The organism is Rubrimonas cliftonensis, assembly GCF_900107585.1.
GTDB classification, from domain to species: domain Bacteria; phylum Pseudomonadota; class Alphaproteobacteria; order Rhodobacterales; family Rhodobacteraceae; genus Rubrimonas; species Rubrimonas cliftonensis.
In genome coordinates this window covers 472,572-490,660 of the sequence record NZ_FNQM01000002.1, presented here as the reverse complement: position 1 = coordinate 490,660, position 18,089 = coordinate 472,572, and the positions used below count along the sequence as shown (strand labels likewise).

The following is an 18,089-nucleotide window of genomic DNA, read 5'->3' as shown; positions in this document are numbered from 1 at the left end:
GTGAACCGCGGCGATGCGTGGACGGGGGCGGCGCTGGTCGCCCTCGGCCTCGCCGTGGTCTGGCGCGCGCAGGGCTTTCCGAAGCTCGGCGGCATGGACTATGGCCCCGACCTCTTTCCCACCATCGCGGCCGGCGGCCTGATCGTCTGCGGCGGCCTGATCGGCGCCGAAGGCGCGCGGGCGCCGGCGGCGAGCCGCGGCGACAGCGTTCCCGCGAAGGCCGTCGGGCTGCTCGCGACAGTGGCGGGGGCGGCGCTGGCGCTGCCTTGGCTCGGCTTCCACCTGACCTTCGCCGCCGTCGCGCTCGTCGCGTCGCGGCTGTTCGGCGGCGGCTGGGCCACATGCGCGGCGATGGCGGCGGCGGCGCCCCTGGCGCTGCACTTCATCTTCTACAGCCTGCTGCGGGTGCCGCTGCCCTGGGGTCTTCTCACGCCGGCGGCCTGGTGATGGAGGGCGTGATCGGCGCCATCCTGACGCCCGAGATCCTGCTCGTCGTGTTCCTGTGCACGCTCTACGGCGCCTTCGTCGGCGCGATGCCGGGCCTGACGGCGACCATGGCCGTCGCCCTGCTGGTGCCCTTCACCTATTTCATGGAGCCGCTGGCGGCGGTCAGCGCCATCGTCGCCACCACCACCACGGCGATCTTCGCCGGCGACATCTCCGGCGCGCTGCTGAAGATCCCCGGAACGCCGGCCTCCGCCGCCTATGTCGACGACAGTCACTCGCTCGCCCGCGCCGGCAGGCCGCGCACCGTGCTCTTCGTCTCGCTGATCACGGCGAGCCTTGGCGGGCTGATCGGCGTGGCGCTGCTGGCGACGGCGGCGCCGGAGCTCGCGCGGCTCTCGGCGCGGTTCTCCAGCTACGAGAGCTTCTGGCTCGCCTGCCTGGGGCTGACCTGCGCCGTGTTCGTCGGCGGCGCCTCGGTGTCGCGCAACTTCGCGAGCCTCTTCATCGGGCTCCTGATCGCCAGCGTCGGCATCGACGTCGCCGTGGGCCACCCGCGCTTAACCTTCGGACAGGTGGAGCTGCTGGACGGGATCAGCTTCATCCCCGCCATGATCGGCATGTTCGCGATGTCGGAGCTGCTGCGCAACGCCGCCGACCCGTTCCCCTCGCGCATGCCGAAATTCACGGTGGAGCCGGCCGGCGCCGCCGTCGCCGCCGCCTGGCGCGAGGTGCGCGGGCGCTGGGCGCGCGTGCTGCGCTCAGGCGGGCTCGGCACGGTTATCGGCGCGCTGCCGGGCGCAGGCGCCGACATCGCGGCGTGGATCGCCTACGCCATCTCGCGCAAGACCGCCCGCAACCCCGAGGACTATGGCCGCGGCGCCATGGGCGGCGTGGTCGAGGGCGGCGCCGCCAACAACGCCGCCGTCGCCGGCGCCTGGACGCCGGCGCTGGTGTTCGGCATTCCCGGCGACAGCGTCACCGCCATCGCCATCGGCGTGCTGCTCTTGAAGGGGCTGACGCCGGGACCGCAGATCTTCACGACCGACGCCGACCTCGTGCACGCGCTCTTCGCCTCCTTCGCCTTGGCCAACGTGCTGATGCTGGTCTCGGGGACGCTCGCGATCCTCGCCGCGACATGGCTGCTGCGCGCGCCTCGGCCGGTGCTGATGCCGGTGGTGCTGATGCTGTCGCTGGTGGGCGGCTACGCGATCACCAACTCCACCACCGCGCTCTGGATCATCCTCGCGCTCGGGGCCCTGGGCTTCGCGATGGAGCGCGCGCGCATCCCGATCGCGCCGGCGATCCTGGGGCTGGTGCTCGGCCGAGTGGTGGAGGACAACTTCATGGTGTCGATGCTCAAGGCGCGCGGCGACTTCGCCGACTTCTTCGAGCGGACGCCGTCGCTGATACTGGGCGCGGCGACGCTCGCGCTCTGGGCTTTCCTGCTGCTGCGCGCGGGACGCGAGACGCTCGCGCGGCGGCGGCCATCGAGGGGGTGACGAATGGCCAACAGGCTGAAGGCGCGGCTGACCGCGGGCGAGACGGTGTGCGGCGCATGGCTGGAGTTCGGCTCGCCCGAGGTCGCCGAGGCCATGGTGCGCGCCGGGTGGGACGTGATCGTGGTCGACTGCGAGCACGGCTGCGCCGGCGTCGAGGCGGCGACGGGCCTGATCCGCGCCGTCGAGGGCGCCGGCGGCGAGGCGATCCTGCGCGTGCCCTCGGGCGACGACGCCACGCTGAAGCGCGCGCTCGACCGCGGCGCGCGCTCGATCATGGTGCCGATGGTCAACGACGCGGCGACGGCGCGTCAGGTCGCGACCGCCTGCCTTTATCCGCCGCTCGGCCGGCGCGGCTACGCGGCGCCCATCGTGCGCGCGTCGGGCTTCGGCGCGGTGGCCGACTATCGCGCCAACGCCCATGACGACCTGTTCCTGATGGCGCAGATCGAGCATGTCTCCGCCGTGGCGGACTTCGAGGCGATCATGGCGACGCCGGGCGTCGACATGGGCTTCGTCGGCCCCAATGATCTCGCCGGCTCCATCGGCCTGCTGGAGCGGCTCGACCACGCCGACGTGCTGGCGCAGCTCGGCCGGATCGAGGCGGCGGCGCGTGCGCAGGGCAAGCTGATCGGCACCATCACCGGGCAGGAGCGCGGATGGAAGGCGCTGGAGAAGCTCGGCTATCGCCTCATCCTCGGCCCCAACGACATCTCCCTGCTCACCGCCGCCGCCCGCGCCGCCGCCGCGGAGCGCGACCGGGAGATGGGCTGAGGCCCCGGCCCCGGCGGCGGCGCGGCTCAGGAGCGCTCCCCCCGCCGGGCCGGCAGCAGGCCGTCGGGCCGGGCCAGCAGCGCCGCGATCACCGCGGCCAGCACCACGGCGTCGCGGTAGGGCGCCAGCGCCGGCGGCAGGAACGCCTGCGCCATCACCTCCAGAAAGCCGACCGCGAAGCCGCCCAGAACCGCCCCGCCGAGACTGCCTAGCCCCCCGAGCACCGTGGCGATGAACGCCTTGAGCACCGGGAAGAAGCCCATCATCGGGTCCACCGAACCGCGCTGCGCCGTCCAGATCACCGCCGCCACCCCGGCCAGCAGGCCGGAGAGCGCGAAGGCCGTCGCCACCACGCGGTTGGCCCTGACGCCCAGCAGCTGAAGCATCTCGAGATCCTCCGCGGCGGCGCGCATGGCGACGCCGACGGTCGTGCGCCGCAGTATGAGGGTCAACCCCGCGAAGGCCGCGAGCGTCACGAAGATCGAGACCGTCGGCGCCACGCCGATGGTCAGCTCGCCGAGCCGCCAGGTTCCCGACCATGACTGCGGCAGCGAGATCGGCACGGGGCGCGCAGAAATGCCGTTCTGGAACAGAACCTTGAGGATCTCCGAGACGGCGAAGCTGGTGATCAGCAGCGTCACCACGTCCGCCCCGCGCATGGCGCGGAAGGCCGCGCGCTCCAGCGCCAGCGCCATCGCCACCGCGGCGCCGACGCCCGTCGCGAGCGCGGCCAGCGGCGGGGCGCCGAAGGCGAGCGCCAGGAACACGCCGTAGCCGCCGAAGGTCATCACCTCGCCATGGGCGAAGTTGATCAGGCGCACGATCGAGAAGACGATCGCGAGGCCGAGCGCGAGCATGGCGTAGACGCCGCCGAGGCTCACGGCGTTGACGACCTGCTGGACCAGCGTCTCCATCGTCTCAGGCCGCCAGATAGGCGCTGCGCAGCAGCGCGTCGTCGGCGATCTCCGCCGGCGTCCCGGCCGCGGCCACGGCGCCGTTGGCCAGCACCACCGCCCTGTCGGCCACCTCCAGCGCCAGCGCGGCGTTCTGCTCCACGAGCAGCACGGCGATGCCCTCCGCCCGCAGCGCCTCGACGATCTCGAAGATGCGGTCGACCATCCTGGGCGCGAGCCCGAGCGAGGGCTCGTCGAGCAACAGCAGCCGCGGCCCGCTCATCAGCGCCCGCGCGACGGCGAGCATCTGCTGCTCGCCGCCCGAGAGCAGCCCCGCGAGCTGCCGGCGGCGCTCCCCGAGGATCGGGAAGCGCTCCATCATCTCCGCCCGCCGCCCGCGCGCCAGCGCCCGGTCGGGGACCACGGCGCCGGCGACCGTGAGGTTCTCCTCCACCGAGAGCGAGGCGAACACGCGGCGGCCCTCCGGCGAGATGGCGACGCCGGCGCGCACCACCGCCTCGGGGTCGGCGCCGGTCATGTCCCGCCCGAAGATCGTGACCGAGCCGGCGGCGAACCGCCGCGCGCCGGCTGCGGCCATCAGCGTCGTGGTCTTGCCGGCGCCGTTGGCGCCGAGCAGCGCGGTGACGCCGCCGGGGGCGACGTCGAGATCGACGCCGCGCACGGCCCTGACCGGGCCGTAGCGCACTTCAAGTCCCCTGACTTCCAGAGCCGCGACGCTCATCGGCCGCTCAGGGCTGCGGCAGTGTCGCGGGGTCGGCCATCGCCCGCTTGACGAACTCCTTGCCGCCGTCGCCGGTGATCCGCGCCACCACGACCTCGCGCAGCGGCATCCGGTCGGTGCCCTTGAACGTGAAGTCGGACATCACGCCCTCGCCGTCCTCGATCTCCGCCATCGCCGCCGTCACGGCCTGCGGATCGGTCGAGCCGGCGGCGGCGACGGCCTGCTCGATCATCCCGGCGATGTCGCAGCCGTTGACGTAGTAGTTGTTGTCGGGGACGACGCCGGTGGCGGCCTCGAAGCGGTCGATGAAGTCGGCGTAGGCCGAGCCCTCCTGCGGAAAGCCGCCGGAAGTGTGGACGACGCCGTCCACAACCGGGCCGAGGCCGCGCACCGTCGGCGTGTCCAGCACGTCGCCGCCCATCACCTTCGTCTCGACGCCGGCGCCGCGCAGCGCCTTGATGAAGGCGGGGAAGTCCGGCTCCCAGGCCCAGGTCACGATCACGTCGGGCTGCGGGTCGGCCGCCTTGATCGTGGTCACGATGGCGGAGAAGTCCGGCTGGTTCAGCGAGTAGAGCGACGTGCCGAGCACCGCGCCGCCCAGCGCCTCGAACGCCTCGCCGAAGTACTCCGGCCCGCCGAGCGTGTAGGCGCTGTCGGGCGACTTCACGAGCCAGACGCTGCGCAGACCCTCCGCATGGGCGTAATCGGCCAGCACCGCGGCCTGCTGGTTGTCGGCCGGATAGCTGCCGAAGACATGGGGGCCGACCTGCGTCAGCACCGGGGCGGTGCCCGCGAAGGTCATCGTCGGCACGCCGTCGGCGGCTGTGATCTGCGCCGCGGCGATGGTGGGGTCGGCGTCGGCCGACGACACGATGAACTGCGCCCCGTCGTCGAGCATCTCCTGCACGACCTTGACGCTCTCGGCGATGTCGGAGCGGGTGTCCTTCACGATCAGCCGCACCGGCAGCGCGCCGTTGAGGCCGCCCTTGGCGTTGATCTCATCGACGCAGAACCTGAAGCCGGCATAGGCCGGCATGTCGTAGGGGGCGAGGTAGCCCGACTGCGCCGACATCACGCCGACGACGTATTCCTCCTGCGCGACCGCGGCGCCGGCGGCCAGAGCGCCGGCGAGAGCGCCGGCCGCCGCCAGCGCCATGATGGACGTCTTCATGTCGTCTCTCCTTCCGTCTGATCCGGGGTGTGAAGTTTCGCGTGTGACGCGGTCCGCCCGCGCCCGATATAGGCCTCGACGACCGCCGGATCGGCGCGCACCGTCTCCGGCGCGCCCTCGGCGATCACCCGGCCGCGGTTCATCACGACGATGCGCGAGGACAGCCGGTTCACGAAGCGCAGGTCGTGGTCGATCAGCAGCAGGCCGACGCCGCGCTCGGCCTGCACCCGCGTCAGGCGCGCGGCGAGGTCGTCGGTCTCGGCGGGGTTCATGCCGGCGGCGGGCTCGTCGAGCAGGATCATCGCCGGCTCCTGCGCCAGGCACCGAGCGATCTCCAGCCGCTTGCGCGCGCCATAGGGCAGCGCCTCGGCGCGGATGTCGGCCAGCGCGCCTAGGTCGAAGGCAGCCAGTTCGCGCAGCGCGATCGCCTCGGCGCGCGCGCGTGGCCGTCCGGCGGCGAGCGCGGCCGTCAGCACGTTCTCGAAGACGGTGAGGCCGCCGAACAGGCGCAGGTTCTGGAAGGTGCGCGCCACGCCGAGCCGCGCGACGCCGGTGCGCGGCGCGGCGAGCAGATCCGCGCCGCCGAACCGCGCCGCGCCTGCGTCGGCGTCATAGGCGCGGGTCAGCAGGTTCACGAGCGTCGTCTTGCCGGCGCCGTTGGGGCCGATCAGCCCGGTGACGGCGCCCGTCGGCGCGGAGAAGCCGACATCCGCCACGGCGGCGACGCCCTCGAAGCTGCGCGAGAGCCCCTGCGCCTCGAGCGCCGCCGCCACGGCGCGCGCCGGCGGCGGCGCGGGCTCGACGCTGGCGGCGAGCCCGGCGAAGAGACGCGCGCCCGGCCCGGGCCCCAGTTCGCGCCCGCCCGTCAGCCCGCGCGGCCGCCGCCAGATGACCAGCAGGATCGCGAGCCCCAGCGCCACCGTCGTCAGGCCGAACACCGCCGGCACGTCCACGCCGAGCAGCGTGAAGCCGCCCTCCGCCTGACGCACGGCGTCCTGCAGCAGCGTCGCCACGAGCACGCCTGCGACCGCGCCGCTGACCGTCGTCATGCCGCCCACGATCATCATGGCGACCTGGGCGAACACGAGCGGCAGGAAGAACGAGGCCGGCGAGAAGGCGCCGAGCATGTGCCCGTAGAGCGCGCCGGCCAGCGTCGCCATCGTCCCCGACACGCACCACGCGACGAAGCGCGTGCGCCGCGGGTCGACGCCGAGCGCCTCCGCCGCCGCCGCGTCGTCGCGCGCGGCGCGGGCGAACAGGCCCCAGCGGCTCTCTCGGAAGGCGCGCGCGACCACGATGAAAAGCAGCGCCGCGCCCAGCGCGACGGCGAGATCGGTGGCGCGCGGCACGCCGAAGAAGGTCTGGCTGCCGCGCGTCACCTCCCGCGCGCCGAGCGCCACCCCGTGCACTATGATGAGCAGCCCCAGCGTGGCGATGGTCGCCGAGGCGCCCGCCAGCCGCGCGATGGCGCCGCCGCTCGCCGCCGCGAAGGCCAGCCCCGCCAGCGCCACCGCCGGCGCCGCCGCCCACACGCTCAGCTCCCACCCCGCCAGCAGCGCCGGCAGCTCCGGCAGCGCCGTGCGCTGCAGCGCCGCGGGCATGGTCAGCAGCCCGGAGAGATAGGCGCCGATCAGCATGAACGCGCCGTGCCCGAACGAAACGATCCCGGTGTTGCCGCAGAACGCGCCGAGCGCGACGACCGCCGCCACGTTCACGCACATCTGCACGGCGATGCGCTCGCCGTAGCGGCCGAACAGCAGCGTCAGGGCCGCCGCCGCCGCCAGCGCCAGCGCGAGGCAGACAGCGGTGCGCGCCGCGTTCGACGCCCGCACACGCCCCGGCAGGCTCGCCAGCGGGGCGGCGCCGCGGTCGGGAAATCCGGTCGCGGCGGCGGCGCCCTCAGCCACCGCCGGCCTCCGCCAGCTCGGCCACGAATTCGGCGGTCGTGACCTGCCGGCAATAGCCGCGGATGGCGCTCAGGCTCGCGGCGTGGCGGGCCTCGGCGTAGGTGAGGCAGGCGTCCGTCACTTCCGTGACGAGATAGCCGAGGTCGCAGGCGTCGCGGATGGCGCTCTCGACGCACTGATCCGTGACGAGGCCGCAGATCACCAGCTGCCGCACGCCGAGGTTGCGCAGCACATAGTCGATGTGGGTGGAGATGAAGACCGAGGACGAGCTCTTGGGCAGCACGATCTCGTCGCCCTGCGGCGCGATGGCGTCGAGCACCCTGCCGTCCCACGAGCCCTTGGGCACATGGAAGCCGGTGATCTTGTAGTCGAGCGAGCGGTCGCGGCCGTCCAGCGTCAGGCTCTCGATGGTCGTGTACATCACCTCGACGCCGGCGGCGCGGCAGGCGGCCTGCGCCGCCTGCATGTTCGGGATCACCCGGCCCTCCAGCTCGGCGAAGAACCAGCCGTAGCGCGCCTCCAGATCCTCCGGCGCGAGGTCGCGGAACTCCCCGCCCTCGCGATGGGCGGAGAAGTTCTGGACGTCGACGAACAGCAGCGCGCTCTGCGCCGGAACAAGGGGGACGTCGCGGGTCAGCGTCATCGGTCGATCCTCAACACGGCGGAGATGGCGTCGGCGAGCAGGTCGACCCAGAGCGCCGCGCCCGCCGCGTCGTCGATCTGGTCGTTGCGGATTTCGATCAGCGCATGGGCGAGGCCGCGGGGCTCGGCGTGGGCGGGGATGAACCAGTCGGTCTCGTCCTCGATCCGGTAGGGTTCGTTGAGCGCGAGGGTCAGACCCGGTAGCGCGGCGCGCACCGCCGCCATCAGCGCCTGCGCCGTCGCGACGTCCCGTCGGCTGAGGAACCCCGCGCGCCAGGGCCGCGCCGCGCCGCCCAGCGTCGGCGTGAACGAGTGGATCGAGAACGCCGCCCGGCGCGGCGCGCGCTCGAACGCGGCGACGATGGCGCGGTCCATGGGTTCGAAGATCTCCGCGACGCGCGCCCTGCGCGCCGCCTCGCTCAACCCGCGATTGCCCGGGACCGCTTCGCCGTCGCTGGTCTCGAGGATCGACTGGGCAGAGCCCGGCGGCCGGTTCGCGTCGATCACCAGCCGGCTGTAGCGCTGGATCACCAGCGGCGCGCCAAGCTTCGCGGCGACGCCGCGCGCCACCGCCTCGGCGCCGATGTCCCACCCGCGATGGCTCGACAGCACCGCCCCCGACACCCCCAGCCCCGCCAGCGCCGCCGGAACCGCGCGCCCGGCGTGCTCGCAGAGCAGAAGGACCGGCGCCGCGCTCGCCGCGTTCACGACCTCCACCGGCGCCGGGTCGCCGGGCGCAAGCAGGCGGTGCTGGGCTGGAGCGTCATCCAAGGCTGCCATGACACTACGCTAGGGAAAGGAATTTTTCAGTGTCAACGCATTTCTCGTTGACTGAAACAAATCGCCCGCCAAGATCGTCGCGATGACAGTCCGCGAGATGATTGAGCAGAATTCGGGCGCCATGACGCCGGCGGAGCGAAAGCTCGCCACTTCGCTGCTCTCAGATTACCCATATGCCGGCCTTCTGTCGATTCAGGAGCTCGCCGACCGCTCGGAGGTATCCGCCCCCTCGATCTCGCGTTTCGTCGCCAAGATCGGCCTGTGCGGCTACCCCGAGCTCCAGCGCCGCCTTCTGTCGGAGCTGCGCGAGGGCGAGCGCTCTCCGGTGGAGATCCGGGCGAAGGGGCGGCGGATCGAGAACGATTTCCTCGGCGAGTTCATCGACCGCGCGGCGGCGCAGATGCGGTCGGCGCGCGGCGCGATCACGGAGGCGCAGTTCCGCCGCGTGCGCGAGCTGCTGGGGGACCGGCGGCGCGCGGTCTTCGTGCTCGGCGGGCGCATCAGCGACGCCATCGCGACGCACCTCTCCTTTCATCTGCGCCAGGCGCGCGAGGGGGTCCATCACCTGCCCCGCGACCCCGAGGCGTGGCCGGATCACCTGCTGCGGATGCGGCCGGGCGACGTGTTCTTCCTCGTGGACTTCCGGCGCTACCAGCCGGCGCTGGCCCGCCTCGCCGAGCAGGCCGCCGCGCGCCGCGCCCTCGTCGTCCTGCTGACGGACCGCTGGCTCTCGCCCGCCAACCGCCACGCCGCCGAGGTGCTCGCCGCGCCGATCGAGAACGGCGCGCTGTGGGACAGCTACTGCGCCGCGCTCGCCGTGGTCGAGGCGCTGGCCACCGCGGTCGCCGAGGACGACTGGGAGCACACGCGCGCCCGCATCGGGGCGTGGGACGCCGCGCGACCGACCGAACGGGAGACGAGGCCATGACGCCGCTGATCTTCGCCGCGACCTGCGATCTGGCGGGCAAGGTCCGGGGCAAGGCCTTCCCCGCCGCCGACCTCGAGAAACGGCTCGCGCGCGGCGTCGGCTGGACGCCGACCAACGTCCAGATCACCTGCTTCGACGTGATCGCGGAGACGCGCTTCGGCGCGCTCGGCGACCTGCTGCTGGTGCCCGACCGCGCCGCCCACGCGCCGGCCGAGTTCGGCGACCGCTCCGAGCGCTTCATGCTCGGCGACATCCTCACGCTGGAGGGGGCGCCATGGGAGCTCTGCTCCCGGTCGCTTCTGAAGGCGGCGCTGGCGCGGCTGCATCGCGCCGCCGGCGTGCGCCTCGTCGCCGCCTTCGAGCACGAGTTCCAGTTCCTCGACGGCGCGGGGGCGGTGGGCGAGAGCTACGCCCGCGGCGGCTTCGAGGCGCGCCGGGCCTTCTGCGAGACGCTTACCGCGCAGATCGAGGCGGCGGGCCTGCGCCCCGACACGATCATGAAGGAGTACGGCGTCGACCAGTACGAGGTCACGATCGGCCCGGAGGAGGGCGTCCGCGCCGCCGACGCCGCCGTGATGGTGCGCGAACTCGCGCGCTCGACGGCGCGCAGCCTCGGGCAGCGCGTCACCTTCACCCCGATCCGCGACCCCGCCAGCGTCGGCAACGGCGTCCACATCCACATGAGCTTCGTCGACGACAACGGCGCGCCGGCGACCCACGACCCGGCCGGCCCGTCCGGGATGTCGGCGCTGACGGCCTCCTTCGCCGCGGGGGTGCTGCGCCATCTCGACGCGATCATCGCGCTGACGGCGCCCTCGGCGATCTCCTGCCTGCGTCTGACGCCGCACCGGTGGTCGGCGGCGTACAACAATCTGGGGTTCCGCGACCGCGAGGCGTCGCTGCGCGTCTGCCCGACGACCTCGCGCGACCCCGACGCGGTGGCGCGCCAGTTCAACATCGAGTATCGCGCTGCCGACGCCGCCGCCTCCCCCTATCTTGCGCTGGCGGCGATCGTCCACGCCGGGACGCAGGGCGTCGAGGAGGCGCTCGCCGCGCCGGCGCCGACCGAGGAGGACCTGTCGCTGCTGTCGCCCGAGGCGCTGGCGGCGCGCGGTTTCGTGCGACTGCCGCAGAGCCTTCAGGCCGCGCTCGACCGGATGGCCGAGGATCCGCACGTCGCCGCATGGTTCCCGCCGATCTTCGCGCCGACCTACCGCGCCCACAAGACAGCCGAACTGGCCCATGTCGCGCAGATGGACGTCGCCGCGCGCTGCCGCGCCTACGAGGCCGTGTACTGAGGCCGCGGGGCCCGTCCGCCCCGCAGCCCTCGCCCGCGCGGGCGCGTCAGACGCCGGCGGGCATGTTGGCGATGTCCCGGATCACCTTGCGCGGCGCCGTCAGCTCCTTCCACTTCGCCAGCGACGTCGAGACCGGCGTGAAGGGCTCGCGCTTGACGAAGCGGCCGCGGCCGGGCGCCGGCTGGGCGTTGGCGCCGGCCGACCACACCACCTCGCCGCGCGAGAGCGTGCAGCGCGCCGTGGCCGACACCTTCACGCCCTCGAACACGTTGTAGTCGATGATGGATTTCTGCGTCGCCGCCGAGATCGTCTTTGCCGCCTTCGGATCCCACACGCAGATGTCGGCGTCGGCGCCGACCATGATCGCGCCCTTGCGCGGGTAGAGGTTGAGGATGCGCGCGATGTTGGTGGAGGTCACGGCGACGAACTCCTCCATGGTGATCCGCCCCGGCTCAACCCCGTAGGTCCAGAGCACCGAGAGCCGGTCCTCCAGCCCCGCCGTGCCGTTGGGGATTTTCGTGAAGTCGCCCATCCCCATGCGCTTCTGCTCGGTGGTGAAGGCGCAATGATCCGTCGCCACCACCTGCAGCGAACCGGCGGCGAGCCCCGCCCACAGCCCGTCCTGATGCGCCTTGGAGCGGAACGGCGGCGACATCACGCGCTGGGCGGCATGGTCCCAGCTCTTGTTCTGGTATTCGCTCTCATCGAGGATCAGGTGCTGCGCCAGCGGCTCGCCATAGACGCGCTGGCCCTTCTGGCGCGCGCGCCGGATCGCCTCATGCGCCTGCTCGCAGGACACATGGACGATGTAGACCGGGCAGCCGGCGGCGTCGGCGATCATGATGGCGCGGTTCGCGGCCTCGCCCTCCACCTCCGGCGGCCGGGAATAGGCGTGCGCCTCGGGGCCGTTGTTGCCCTCCGCCATCAGCTTCTGCTGGAGCGCGGCGACGATGTCGCCGTTCTCGGCGTGGACCAGCGGCAGGGCGCCAAGCTGGGCGCAGCGGCTGAACGAGGCGAACATCTCGTCGTCGTCCACCATCAGCGCGCCCTTGTAGGCCATGAAGTGCTTGAAGGTGTTCACCCCCCGCTTCACGACCTCCTGCATCTCGTCGAAGATGCGCTCCGACCACCCCGTGACGCACATGTGCCAGGCGTAGTCCACCACCGCGCGGTCATGGCTTTTCGCCACCCACTGGTCCCAGGCCTCCAGCATCGAGCCGTCGGGCGCGGGGATGCAGAAGTCGATGATCGTGGTGGTGCCGCCGGAGGCCGCCGCCATGGTGCCGGAATGGAAGTTCTCCGCCGAGAACGTCCCCATGAACGGCATCTCCATGTGCACATGGGGGTCGATGCCGCCGGGGATGACGTAGCACCCCTCGGCGTCGATAGTCTCCTCGGCCTTAAGCCCCTCGCCGATCTCGGCGATCTTCTCGCCCTCGATCAGCACGTCCGCCTTGTATGTGCGGTCGGCGGCGACGATCGTCCCGCCCTTGATCACCTTCGCCATGGGGTCTCTCCTGTCACAACTGGTCGCAGGTCGCTGCGCCGCCGCGCCGTCCGTCGAGGGCCCCGCGCAGGGCCGGGTCAGCGCGGGAGAGCGCCGGCCGTCTCACGCCACCACCTCCGCCGCCTCAATCACCGCATGCAGCAGCACGTTGGTTCCCTTCTCGGCCCATTCGGGCGTGATCTCCTCGGCCTCGTTGTGGCTGAGGCCGCCGACGCAGGGGACCATCACCATCGCGGTGGGCGCGACGCGGTTGATCCAGCAGGCGTCGTGGCCGGCGCCGCTGACGATGTCGCGGTGCGAGTAGCCGAGCCGCTCAGTGGCGGCGCGGATCATGCCGACGCAGGTCTCGTCGAAGGCCGGCGGATCGAACTGGCCGGCCATCTCGTGCTCGAAGCGCACGCCGAGCGCTTCGCACAGCTTCGGGGCGCGCTCCAGCAGTTCGGCGACCATCTCCTCCAGCACGTCGAGCCGGTGGCTGCGGAGGTCCACCGTGAACACCGCCCTTTCGGGGATGATGTTGCGCGAGTTCGGGAACACCTCCGCGTGGCCGACGGCGCCCACAGCGTCGGGCTGGTTCTTCATCGCGATCTCGTGGACCAGCTCGATGATCTGCGCCATGCCGCGCCCGGCGTTGCGGCGCATCGCCATGGGCGTGGAGCCGGTGTGGCTCGCCCTGCCGGTAACTGTGCATTGAATCCAGCGCAGGCCCTGCCCGTGGGTGACGACGCCGATCTCGGCGCCCTCGGCCTCCAGGATCGGCCCCTGCTCGATGTGCAGCTCGAAGAAGCTGTGCATCTTTCGCGCGCCGACCGTCTCGTCGCCCTTCCAGCCGATGCGCGCCACCTCGTCGCCGAAGCGCAGGCCCTTCGCGTCGGTGCGGTCCTCCGCCCAGCCCTGCTCGATGACGCCGGCGAAGACGCCCGAGGCGAGCATCGCGGGGGCGAAGCGCGCGCCCTCCTCGTTGGTCCAGTTGGTCACGACGATGGGCCGGCGGGTGCGGATGCCGAGGGCGTTCAGCGTGCGCACGATCTCCAGCCCGCCGAGCACGCCGAGCACGCCGTCATACTTCCCGCCCGTCGGCTGGGTGTCGAGATGCGAGCCGACATAGACCGGGTCGAGCTCCGGGTCGGCGCCCTCGCGGCGCATGAACATCGTGCCGAGCTCGTCGACGCCCATCACGAGCCCTTCGGCCTCGCACCAGCGTTGGAACAGCGCGCGGCCCTCGGCGTCCGCGTCGGTGAGGGTCTGGCGGTTGCAGCCCCCCGCCACACCGGGGCCGATCTTCGCCATCTCCATGAGGCTGTCCCAGAGCCGGGCGCCGTCGATCTTCAGGTTCTCGCCGGGGGCGGCCATCCGCTCTCTCCGTTGACTTCAGTTCCACTTCGACGAAGGCCATCGGCGCCGCGCCGGCGTTGATCACGTTGTGCTCCACCCCGCAGTCGCGGCGGTAGGACTGACCGGCGGGGATGTCGACGCGCCGCTCCGCTCCGCCGGGCTCGACCAGCAGCATGGCGCAGTCGGTGACGGGGGTGATGACGTAGTCCATCTCGTGACGGTGCCAGCCGGTCTCGGCGCCGGGCTCGAAGTCCCACCGGGTGACGCGCACGCGCGCGTCGTCGACCATCTGGGTCGGCACGGCCTGCGGTCGGGTCATGCGAAAGCTCCCTTTCGAGGCGCGGCGCGGCCGGGCCGGCGGCGGATCGGTTCGAGGCGCGGGCGCGTTGCCCGGAGGAGACACGACGGAGGCGAAGGCATGACCAGGGACCACGGACCCCACATCAAGGACGACGAGACCTACGAGGCGCTGCGCAGGGAAGGCGCAGGCAAGGAGAAGGCGGCGCGCATAGCCAACGCGCGCGCCAACGACGAGCGGCGCCGGTCGCGGAAGGGTGGGGAAACCCCGCCCTACGAGGAGTGGACGGTGGACGAACTGTCGAGGCGCGCCCGCGACTTCGGCGTCGAGGGGCGCTCGGCCATGGACAAGGCCGAACTGATCGCGGCGCTGCGGGCGCGCTGACGGCAGCCGCCCGCCGCGGCGCGACCGCTGCGGCGGGGGCGGCGCACTTCATTCCAGCGTCTTCAGCACGTCCGCCAGCCCGCCGATCAGCTCGTCGATCTGCGGCTTCTCGATGATGAGCGGCGGCGAGAGCGCGATGATGTCGCCGGTGGTGCGGATCAGCAGGCCCTTCTCGAAAGCCTTCAGGAAGGCGGCGAAGGCGCGCTTGGTCGGGTGGCCGGGGATCGGCTCCAGCTCCACGGCGCCGATCAGGCCGAGATTGCGGATGTCGATGACGTGCGGCAGCCCGCGCAGGGCATGCAGCGCGTCGCCCCAGTACCGCTCCAGCTCGCGGGCGCGGGTGAGCAGGCCCTCCTGCTTGTAGGTCTCCAGCGTGGCGAGGCCGGCCGCGGCGGCCATCGGGTTGCCCGAGTAGGTGTAGCCGTGGAAGAACTCGATCAGGTGCTCGGGCCCGGTCATGAAGGCGTCGTGGATCTTCGGGGACACGATGACGGCGCCCATCGGGATGATGCCGTTGGTCAGCCCCTTGGCGCACACGATCATGTCGGGCGTCACGCCGAAGCGCTGCGACCCGAAGGGCTCGCCCACGCGGCCGAAGCCGGTGATGACCTCGTCGAAGATCAGCAGGATGCCGTGCTCGTCGCAGATCTGGCGCAGGCGCTGGAGGTAGCCGATCGGCGGCAGCAGCACGCCGGTCGAGCCCGACATCGGCTCCACGATCACCGCGGCGATGGTGGACGGGTCGTGCAGCTTGGCGATGCGCAGCAGGTCGTCCGCCAGCTCCGCGCCATGCTCGGGCTGCCCCCATGAGAAGGCGTTCTTCTCCGGCAGATGGGTGTCGCGCATGTGGTCGACGCCGGTCAGCAGCGTGCCGAACATCTTGCGGTTGGAGACGATGCCGCCCACCGAGATGCCGCCGAAATTCACCCCGTGATAGCCGCGCTCACGCCCGATCAGGCGGAACCGGGCGCCCTCGCCCCGCGCGCGGTGATAGGCGATGGCCGTCTTGAGGGCGGTCTCGACGGCCTCCGAGCCGGAGTTGGTGAACATCACATGGTCGAGGCCCTCGGGCGCGAGGTCGGCCAGCCGGTTGGCCAGTTCGAACGCCTTGGGGTGGCCCATCTGGAAGGCGGGCGCGTAGTCGAGCTCCTCGATCTGGTTCTGGATCGCCTTCACGATGAGCGGGCGCTTGTGGCCCGCGTTGACGCACCAGAGGCCCGCGGTCCCGTCGAGGATCCTGCGGCCGTCCGCGGCGGTGTAATGCATCCCCTCGGCGGCCACGAGCATCCGCGGCGCCGCCTTGAACTGGCGGTTCGCCGTGAAGGGCATCCAGAAGGCGCGCAGATCGTTGGGCGCGGCGGCGCGGCGGTCCGACATGAGGCCTGGCTCCCCTGAGCGGCGTGGCGAGACGGTCAGAACCCTCGCGGGCTTTTCCGGAAGGTGCGCAAAACGCTATCAGAGCGCGGGCGTCGGTCAAGGCGGGCGGCGCCGGAGAAGGGGAGCGCGATGCCCACGCCCGGAAATGCGCCACGCGGCGCCGCCGCATGGGGCGCCGACGCCCCGGCGGCCGACAGGCGCCCGCCAGAGACGGCGGCCGACGGGCTCTCGCCCGAAACGTCGGCCGACGCGCCGGGCGACGCCGGCGGCCCCCGCGCCGCGCGGACCCGCGCAGCCTCGGCGGGCCGCCGCACCGCCACGCAGGCGCGCAACCGCGCCCGGATCATGGAGGCCGCGCTGGAGGCGTTCGCCGCCAACGGCTTCCACGGCGCCACGATCGACCGGATCGCCGAGGGCGCCGGCATGTCCAAGCCCAACCTGATCTATTACTTCGAGAGCAAGGAGGCGATCCACCTGGCGCTGATGGAGAGCCTGCTGGCGACGTGGCTGGAGCCGCTGCGCGCGCTCGACCCCGCGGGAGACCCCATCGCGGAACTGCGCGGCTACCTGCGCCGCAAGCTCGGCATGGCGCGCGACTTCCTGCGCGAGAGCCGCATCTTCGCCCATGAGGTGATCGCCGGCGCCCCGCGCATCGGCCCGGCGCTCTCCGGCCCGCTGCGCGCGCTGGTGGACGAGAAGGCCGCCGTGATCGCCGACTGGATCGCGGCGGGGCGGCTGGCGCCGGTCGATCCGCGCCACCTGATCTTCGCGATCTGGGCCGTCACCCAGCACTACGCCGATTTCGACGCCCAGGTGCGAGCCGTGCTCGGCGACGGTCTCGACGTCTGCATCGATGACGCCGCCGGGACGCTCGACGCCCTGTTCATCGACGGCCTGCGCCCGCGGCGCTGAGCCGATGCGCCCAGGCGGTGCGGGGCGTCGGACGCCGCCGAAGCGGCGCGCCTGCGCCGGCTCAGGAGGCTGGCGGCCAGCCCTCGCCCTGCATCTCGATCAGGCGCGAGGCGGTGCGGGCGAAGGCGAAGGCGACGTCGCCCTCTCCGTGCAGCAGGTCGGGCGGCGCGGCGGCGGAGCAGATCAGCCGCACGCGCGCCTCATACAGCGCGTCCACCAGCGTCACGAAGCGCTTCGCCTCGGTCGCGTTGCGCCGGTCGAAGCAGGGCACGTTCTCCAGCACCAGCGCGCTGACGGCGTTCGCGATGGCGAGATAGTCAGCCGGGCCCAGCGCCGCGCCGCAGAGCTCGGCGAAGTCGGCGCGCGCCGCGCCCGCCGCCACGCGCCGCAGCCGCACCGAGCGGCCCTGCACCCGCAGGTCCAGCGGCGCCTCGCGCGCGCCCTGGGTCAGCGCCGACCAGGCCGCCTCGATCGCCGCATCGGCCTCGGGACCGAGCGGCGTCACATAGACGTCCCGCGCGCCGAGCGCCCGCCGCCGGTGGTCGGTCGGCCCCTCCAGCGCGTGGATGTCGAGACGCTCCTTGAGCAGCGCGATGAAGGGCAGGAAGCTCTGGCGGTTCAGGCCGTTCCTGTAGAGCTCGTCCGGGTGGCGGTTCGACGTCGCCACCACCACGAGCCCGCGCTGGAACAGCCCCTGGAACAGCCGCCCGAGGATCATCGCGTCGGCGATGTCCTCCACCTGGAACTCGTCGAAGCACAGCAGCAGCGCGCCCTCCGCGATCTCGTCGCAGACCGGCGGCAGCGGGTCGTCCACGCCCGACATGCGCGCGGCGTGGATGCCGGCCTGGATCTCCTGCATGAAGCCGTGGAAGTGCACGCGGCGCTTGCGGCGCACCGGCGCGCCCTCGAAAAACATGTCCATCAGCATGGACTTGCCGCGCCCCACGCCGCCGTAGAGGTAGAGCCCCGCCAGCGGCGCGTCGGGCTTGGCGGCCTTGCGCCCGAAGCCCAGCAGCCCGCGCGCCACCCGCCGCGGCCGGGCGGGCGTGTAGCCGTCGAGGCGCTGGTGCAGGAGCTGCAGCTTCTCCACCGCCAGCGCCTGCGCCGGATCGGCGACGAGGCCCCCTTCAGCGACCCGCGCGCGGTAGCGGCTCATCGGCCCGTCCGCCATCGGCCTCCCCCTCCTCCAGACGGCCCG

General features: G+C 72.5%; 17 protein-coding genes and 1 pseudogene. 7 read left to right on the top strand and 11 right to left on the bottom strand.

Annotation, left to right across the window (positions count from 1 at the left end):
- From BLW43_RS04960 to BLW43_RS04950, 3 genes are read left to right on the top strand one after another with little or no spacing between them, the layout of a single operon-like run.
- Entirely contained in the window at window positions 1-447 is a 447-nt protein-coding gene (locus tag BLW43_RS04960; RefSeq protein WP_093249538.1) for a tripartite tricarboxylate transporter TctB family protein, read from the top strand.
- Window positions 447-1,946 carry a tripartite tricarboxylate transporter permease gene (locus tag BLW43_RS04955; protein ID WP_093249534.1) on the top strand — a complete coding sequence of 500 codons (1,500 nt, stop codon included), beginning with the start codon at window positions 447-449 and terminating at the stop codon, window positions 1,944-1,946. Before BLW43_RS04960 ends, BLW43_RS04955 begins: the two co-directional genes overlap by 1 nt.
- 3 nt (window positions 1,947-1,949) lie before the next feature.
- Complete coding sequence (locus tag BLW43_RS04950) at window positions 1,950-2,717, top strand: HpcH/HpaI aldolase family protein (protein WP_093249531.1); 768 nt, start codon at window positions 1,950-1,952, stop codon at window positions 2,715-2,717.
- 26 nt (window positions 2,718-2,743) lie between these two features.
- On the opposite strand, the gene BLW43_RS04945 is transcribed toward BLW43_RS04950, so the two are convergent.
- The 6 genes from BLW43_RS04945 to BLW43_RS04920 are packed head-to-tail and all read right to left on the bottom strand — an operon-like array spanning window position 2,744 to window position 8,852.
- Window positions 2,744-3,631 (bottom strand): branched-chain amino acid ABC transporter permease, encoded by an 888-nt coding sequence (locus tag BLW43_RS04945; RefSeq protein ID WP_093249526.1) that lies wholly within the window; start codon window positions 3,629-3,631, stop codon window positions 2,744-2,746.
- 4 nt (window positions 3,632-3,635) lie between these two features.
- Entirely contained in the window at window positions 3,636-4,352 is a 717-nt protein-coding gene (locus BLW43_RS04940) for an ABC transporter ATP-binding protein (protein ID WP_093249520.1), read from the bottom strand.
- Window positions 4,353-4,359: 7 nt separating this feature from the next.
- Complete coding sequence (locus tag BLW43_RS04935; protein ID WP_093249514.1) at window positions 4,360-5,523, bottom strand: ABC transporter substrate-binding protein; 1,164 nt, start codon at window positions 5,521-5,523, stop codon at window positions 4,360-4,362.
- Window positions 5,520-7,430: a branched-chain amino acid ABC transporter ATP-binding protein/permease gene (locus tag BLW43_RS04930; protein ID WP_093249510.1), complete on the bottom strand. Its 1,911-nt coding sequence runs from the start codon at window positions 7,428-7,430 to the stop codon at window positions 5,520-5,522. Before BLW43_RS04930 ends, BLW43_RS04935 begins: the two co-directional genes overlap by 4 nt.
- Window positions 7,423-8,073 carry a cysteine hydrolase family protein gene (locus tag BLW43_RS04925; protein ID WP_093249505.1) on the bottom strand — a complete coding sequence of 217 codons (651 nt, stop codon included), beginning with the start codon at window positions 8,071-8,073 and terminating at the stop codon, window positions 7,423-7,425. Before BLW43_RS04925 ends, BLW43_RS04930 begins: the two co-directional genes overlap by 8 nt.
- Window positions 8,070-8,852 carry an N-formylglutamate amidohydrolase gene (locus tag BLW43_RS04920; RefSeq protein ID WP_093249500.1) on the bottom strand — a complete coding sequence of 261 codons (783 nt, stop codon included), beginning with the start codon at window positions 8,850-8,852 and terminating at the stop codon, window positions 8,070-8,072. The genes BLW43_RS04925 and BLW43_RS04920 overlap by 4 nt, the downstream gene beginning before the upstream one ends.
- An 82-nt stretch (window positions 8,853-8,934) precedes the next feature.
- Here BLW43_RS04920 and BLW43_RS04915 point away from each other — a divergent pair, with 82 nt between their 5' ends.
- Both BLW43_RS04915 and BLW43_RS04910 read left to right on the top strand, forming a co-directional pair.
- The gene (locus BLW43_RS04915; protein ID WP_093249496.1) at window positions 8,935-9,780 is read left to right on the top strand and encodes a MurR/RpiR family transcriptional regulator; all 846 of its coding nucleotides are present in this window, start codon (window positions 8,935-8,937) and stop codon (window positions 9,778-9,780) included.
- Window positions 9,777-11,078 (top strand): type I glutamate--ammonia ligase, encoded by a 1,302-nt coding sequence (locus BLW43_RS04910; protein ID WP_093249493.1) that lies wholly within the window; start codon window positions 9,777-9,779, stop codon window positions 11,076-11,078. The genes BLW43_RS04915 and BLW43_RS04910 overlap by 4 nt, the downstream gene beginning before the upstream one ends.
- A gap of 46 nt (window positions 11,079-11,124) precedes the next feature.
- Here BLW43_RS04910 and hydA read toward each other — a convergent pair whose 3' ends face one another.
- From hydA to BLW43_RS04895, 3 genes and pseudogenes are all read right to left on the bottom strand, one after another.
- The gene (gene hydA, locus BLW43_RS04905; RefSeq protein ID WP_093249490.1) at window positions 11,125-12,585 is read right to left on the bottom strand and encodes a dihydropyrimidinase; all 1,461 of its coding nucleotides are present in this window, start codon (window positions 12,583-12,585) and stop codon (window positions 11,125-11,127) included.
- 102 nt (window positions 12,586-12,687) lie between these two features.
- Window positions 12,688-13,938: a Zn-dependent hydrolase gene (locus BLW43_RS04900; RefSeq protein ID WP_093249486.1), complete on the bottom strand. Its 1,251-nt coding sequence runs from the start codon at window positions 13,936-13,938 to the stop codon at window positions 12,688-12,690.
- 37 nt (window positions 13,939-13,975) lie between these two features.
- A pseudogene (locus BLW43_RS04895) lies at window positions 13,976-14,209 on the bottom strand (cupin domain-containing protein); the annotation flags it as partial.
- A 129-nt stretch (window positions 14,210-14,338) separates the two neighbouring features.
- On the opposite strand from BLW43_RS04895, the gene BLW43_RS04890 reads away from it, so the two are divergent.
- Window positions 14,339-14,602 carry a DUF7218 family protein gene (locus BLW43_RS04890; RefSeq protein ID WP_093249483.1) on the top strand — a complete coding sequence of 88 codons (264 nt, stop codon included), beginning with the start codon at window positions 14,339-14,341 and terminating at the stop codon, window positions 14,600-14,602.
- Window positions 14,603-14,650: 48 nt separating this feature from the next.
- Here the strand turns inward: BLW43_RS04890 and aptA are convergent, their stop codons facing one another.
- Window positions 14,651-15,979, bottom strand: a complete 1,329-nt coding sequence (gene aptA, locus BLW43_RS04885) for an omega-aminotransferase AptA (protein WP_093249479.1) — start codon at window positions 15,977-15,979, stop codon at window positions 14,651-14,653.
- Window positions 15,980-16,108: 129 nt separating this feature from the next.
- Between aptA and BLW43_RS04880 the strand changes: the two genes are divergently transcribed.
- Complete coding sequence (locus BLW43_RS04880; RefSeq protein ID WP_425441162.1) at window positions 16,109-16,891, top strand: TetR family transcriptional regulator C-terminal domain-containing protein; 783 nt, start codon at window positions 16,109-16,111, stop codon at window positions 16,889-16,891.
- Window positions 16,892-16,952: 61 nt separating this feature from the next.
- Here BLW43_RS04880 and zapE read toward each other — a convergent pair whose 3' ends face one another.
- Complete coding sequence (zapE, locus tag BLW43_RS04875; RefSeq protein WP_093249475.1) at window positions 16,953-18,062, bottom strand: cell division protein ZapE; 1,110 nt, start codon at window positions 18,060-18,062, stop codon at window positions 16,953-16,955.
- Between the last annotated feature and the right edge of the window lie 27 nt (window positions 18,063-18,089).

Excerpts from the sequence above, each read along its gene's own strand:
- BLW43_RS04890 (WP_093249483.1), top strand. The coding sequence starts at position 14,339 with ATGACCAGGGACCACGGACCCCACATCAAGGACGACGAGACCTACGAG.
- hydA (WP_093249490.1), bottom strand. The coding sequence starts at position 12,585 with ATGGCGAAGGTGATCAAGGGCGGGACGATCGTCGCCGCCGACCGCACA.
- BLW43_RS04925 (WP_093249505.1), bottom strand. The coding sequence starts at position 8,073 with ATGACGCTGACCCGCGACGTCCCCCTTGTTCCGGCGCAGAGCGCGCTG.
- aptA (WP_093249479.1), bottom strand. The coding sequence starts at position 15,979 with ATGTCGGACCGCCGCGCCGCCGCGCCCAACGATCTGCGCGCCTTCTGG.
- BLW43_RS04880 (WP_425441162.1), top strand. The coding sequence starts at position 16,109 with ATGCCCACGCCCGGAAATGCGCCACGCGGCGCCGCCGCATGGGGCGCC.
- BLW43_RS04900 (WP_093249486.1), bottom strand. The coding sequence starts at position 13,938 with ATGGCCGCCCCCGGCGAGAACCTGAAGATCGACGGCGCCCGGCTCTGG.
- BLW43_RS04945 (WP_093249526.1), bottom strand. The coding sequence starts at position 3,631 with ATGGAGACGCTGGTCCAGCAGGTCGTCAACGCCGTGAGCCTCGGCGGC.
- zapE (WP_093249475.1), bottom strand. The coding sequence starts at position 18,062 with ATGGCGGACGGGCCGATGAGCCGCTACCGCGCGCGGGTCGCTGAAGGG.
- BLW43_RS04920 (WP_093249500.1), bottom strand. The coding sequence starts at position 8,852 with ATGGCAGCCTTGGATGACGCTCCAGCCCAGCACCGCCTGCTTGCGCCC.
- BLW43_RS04915 (WP_093249496.1), top strand. The coding sequence starts at position 8,935 with ATGACAGTCCGCGAGATGATTGAGCAGAATTCGGGCGCCATGACGCCG.
- BLW43_RS04940 (WP_093249520.1), bottom strand. The coding sequence starts at position 4,352 with ATGAGCGTCGCGGCTCTGGAAGTCAGGGGACTTGAAGTGCGCTACGGC.
- BLW43_RS04950 (WP_093249531.1), top strand. The coding sequence starts at position 1,950 with ATGGCCAACAGGCTGAAGGCGCGGCTGACCGCGGGCGAGACGGTGTGC.
- BLW43_RS04910 (WP_093249493.1), top strand. The coding sequence starts at position 9,777 with ATGACGCCGCTGATCTTCGCCGCGACCTGCGATCTGGCGGGCAAGGTC.
- BLW43_RS04955 (WP_093249534.1), top strand. The coding sequence starts at position 447 with ATGGAGGGCGTGATCGGCGCCATCCTGACGCCCGAGATCCTGCTCGTC.
- BLW43_RS04935 (WP_093249514.1), bottom strand. The coding sequence starts at position 5,523 with ATGAAGACGTCCATCATGGCGCTGGCGGCGGCCGGCGCTCTCGCCGGC.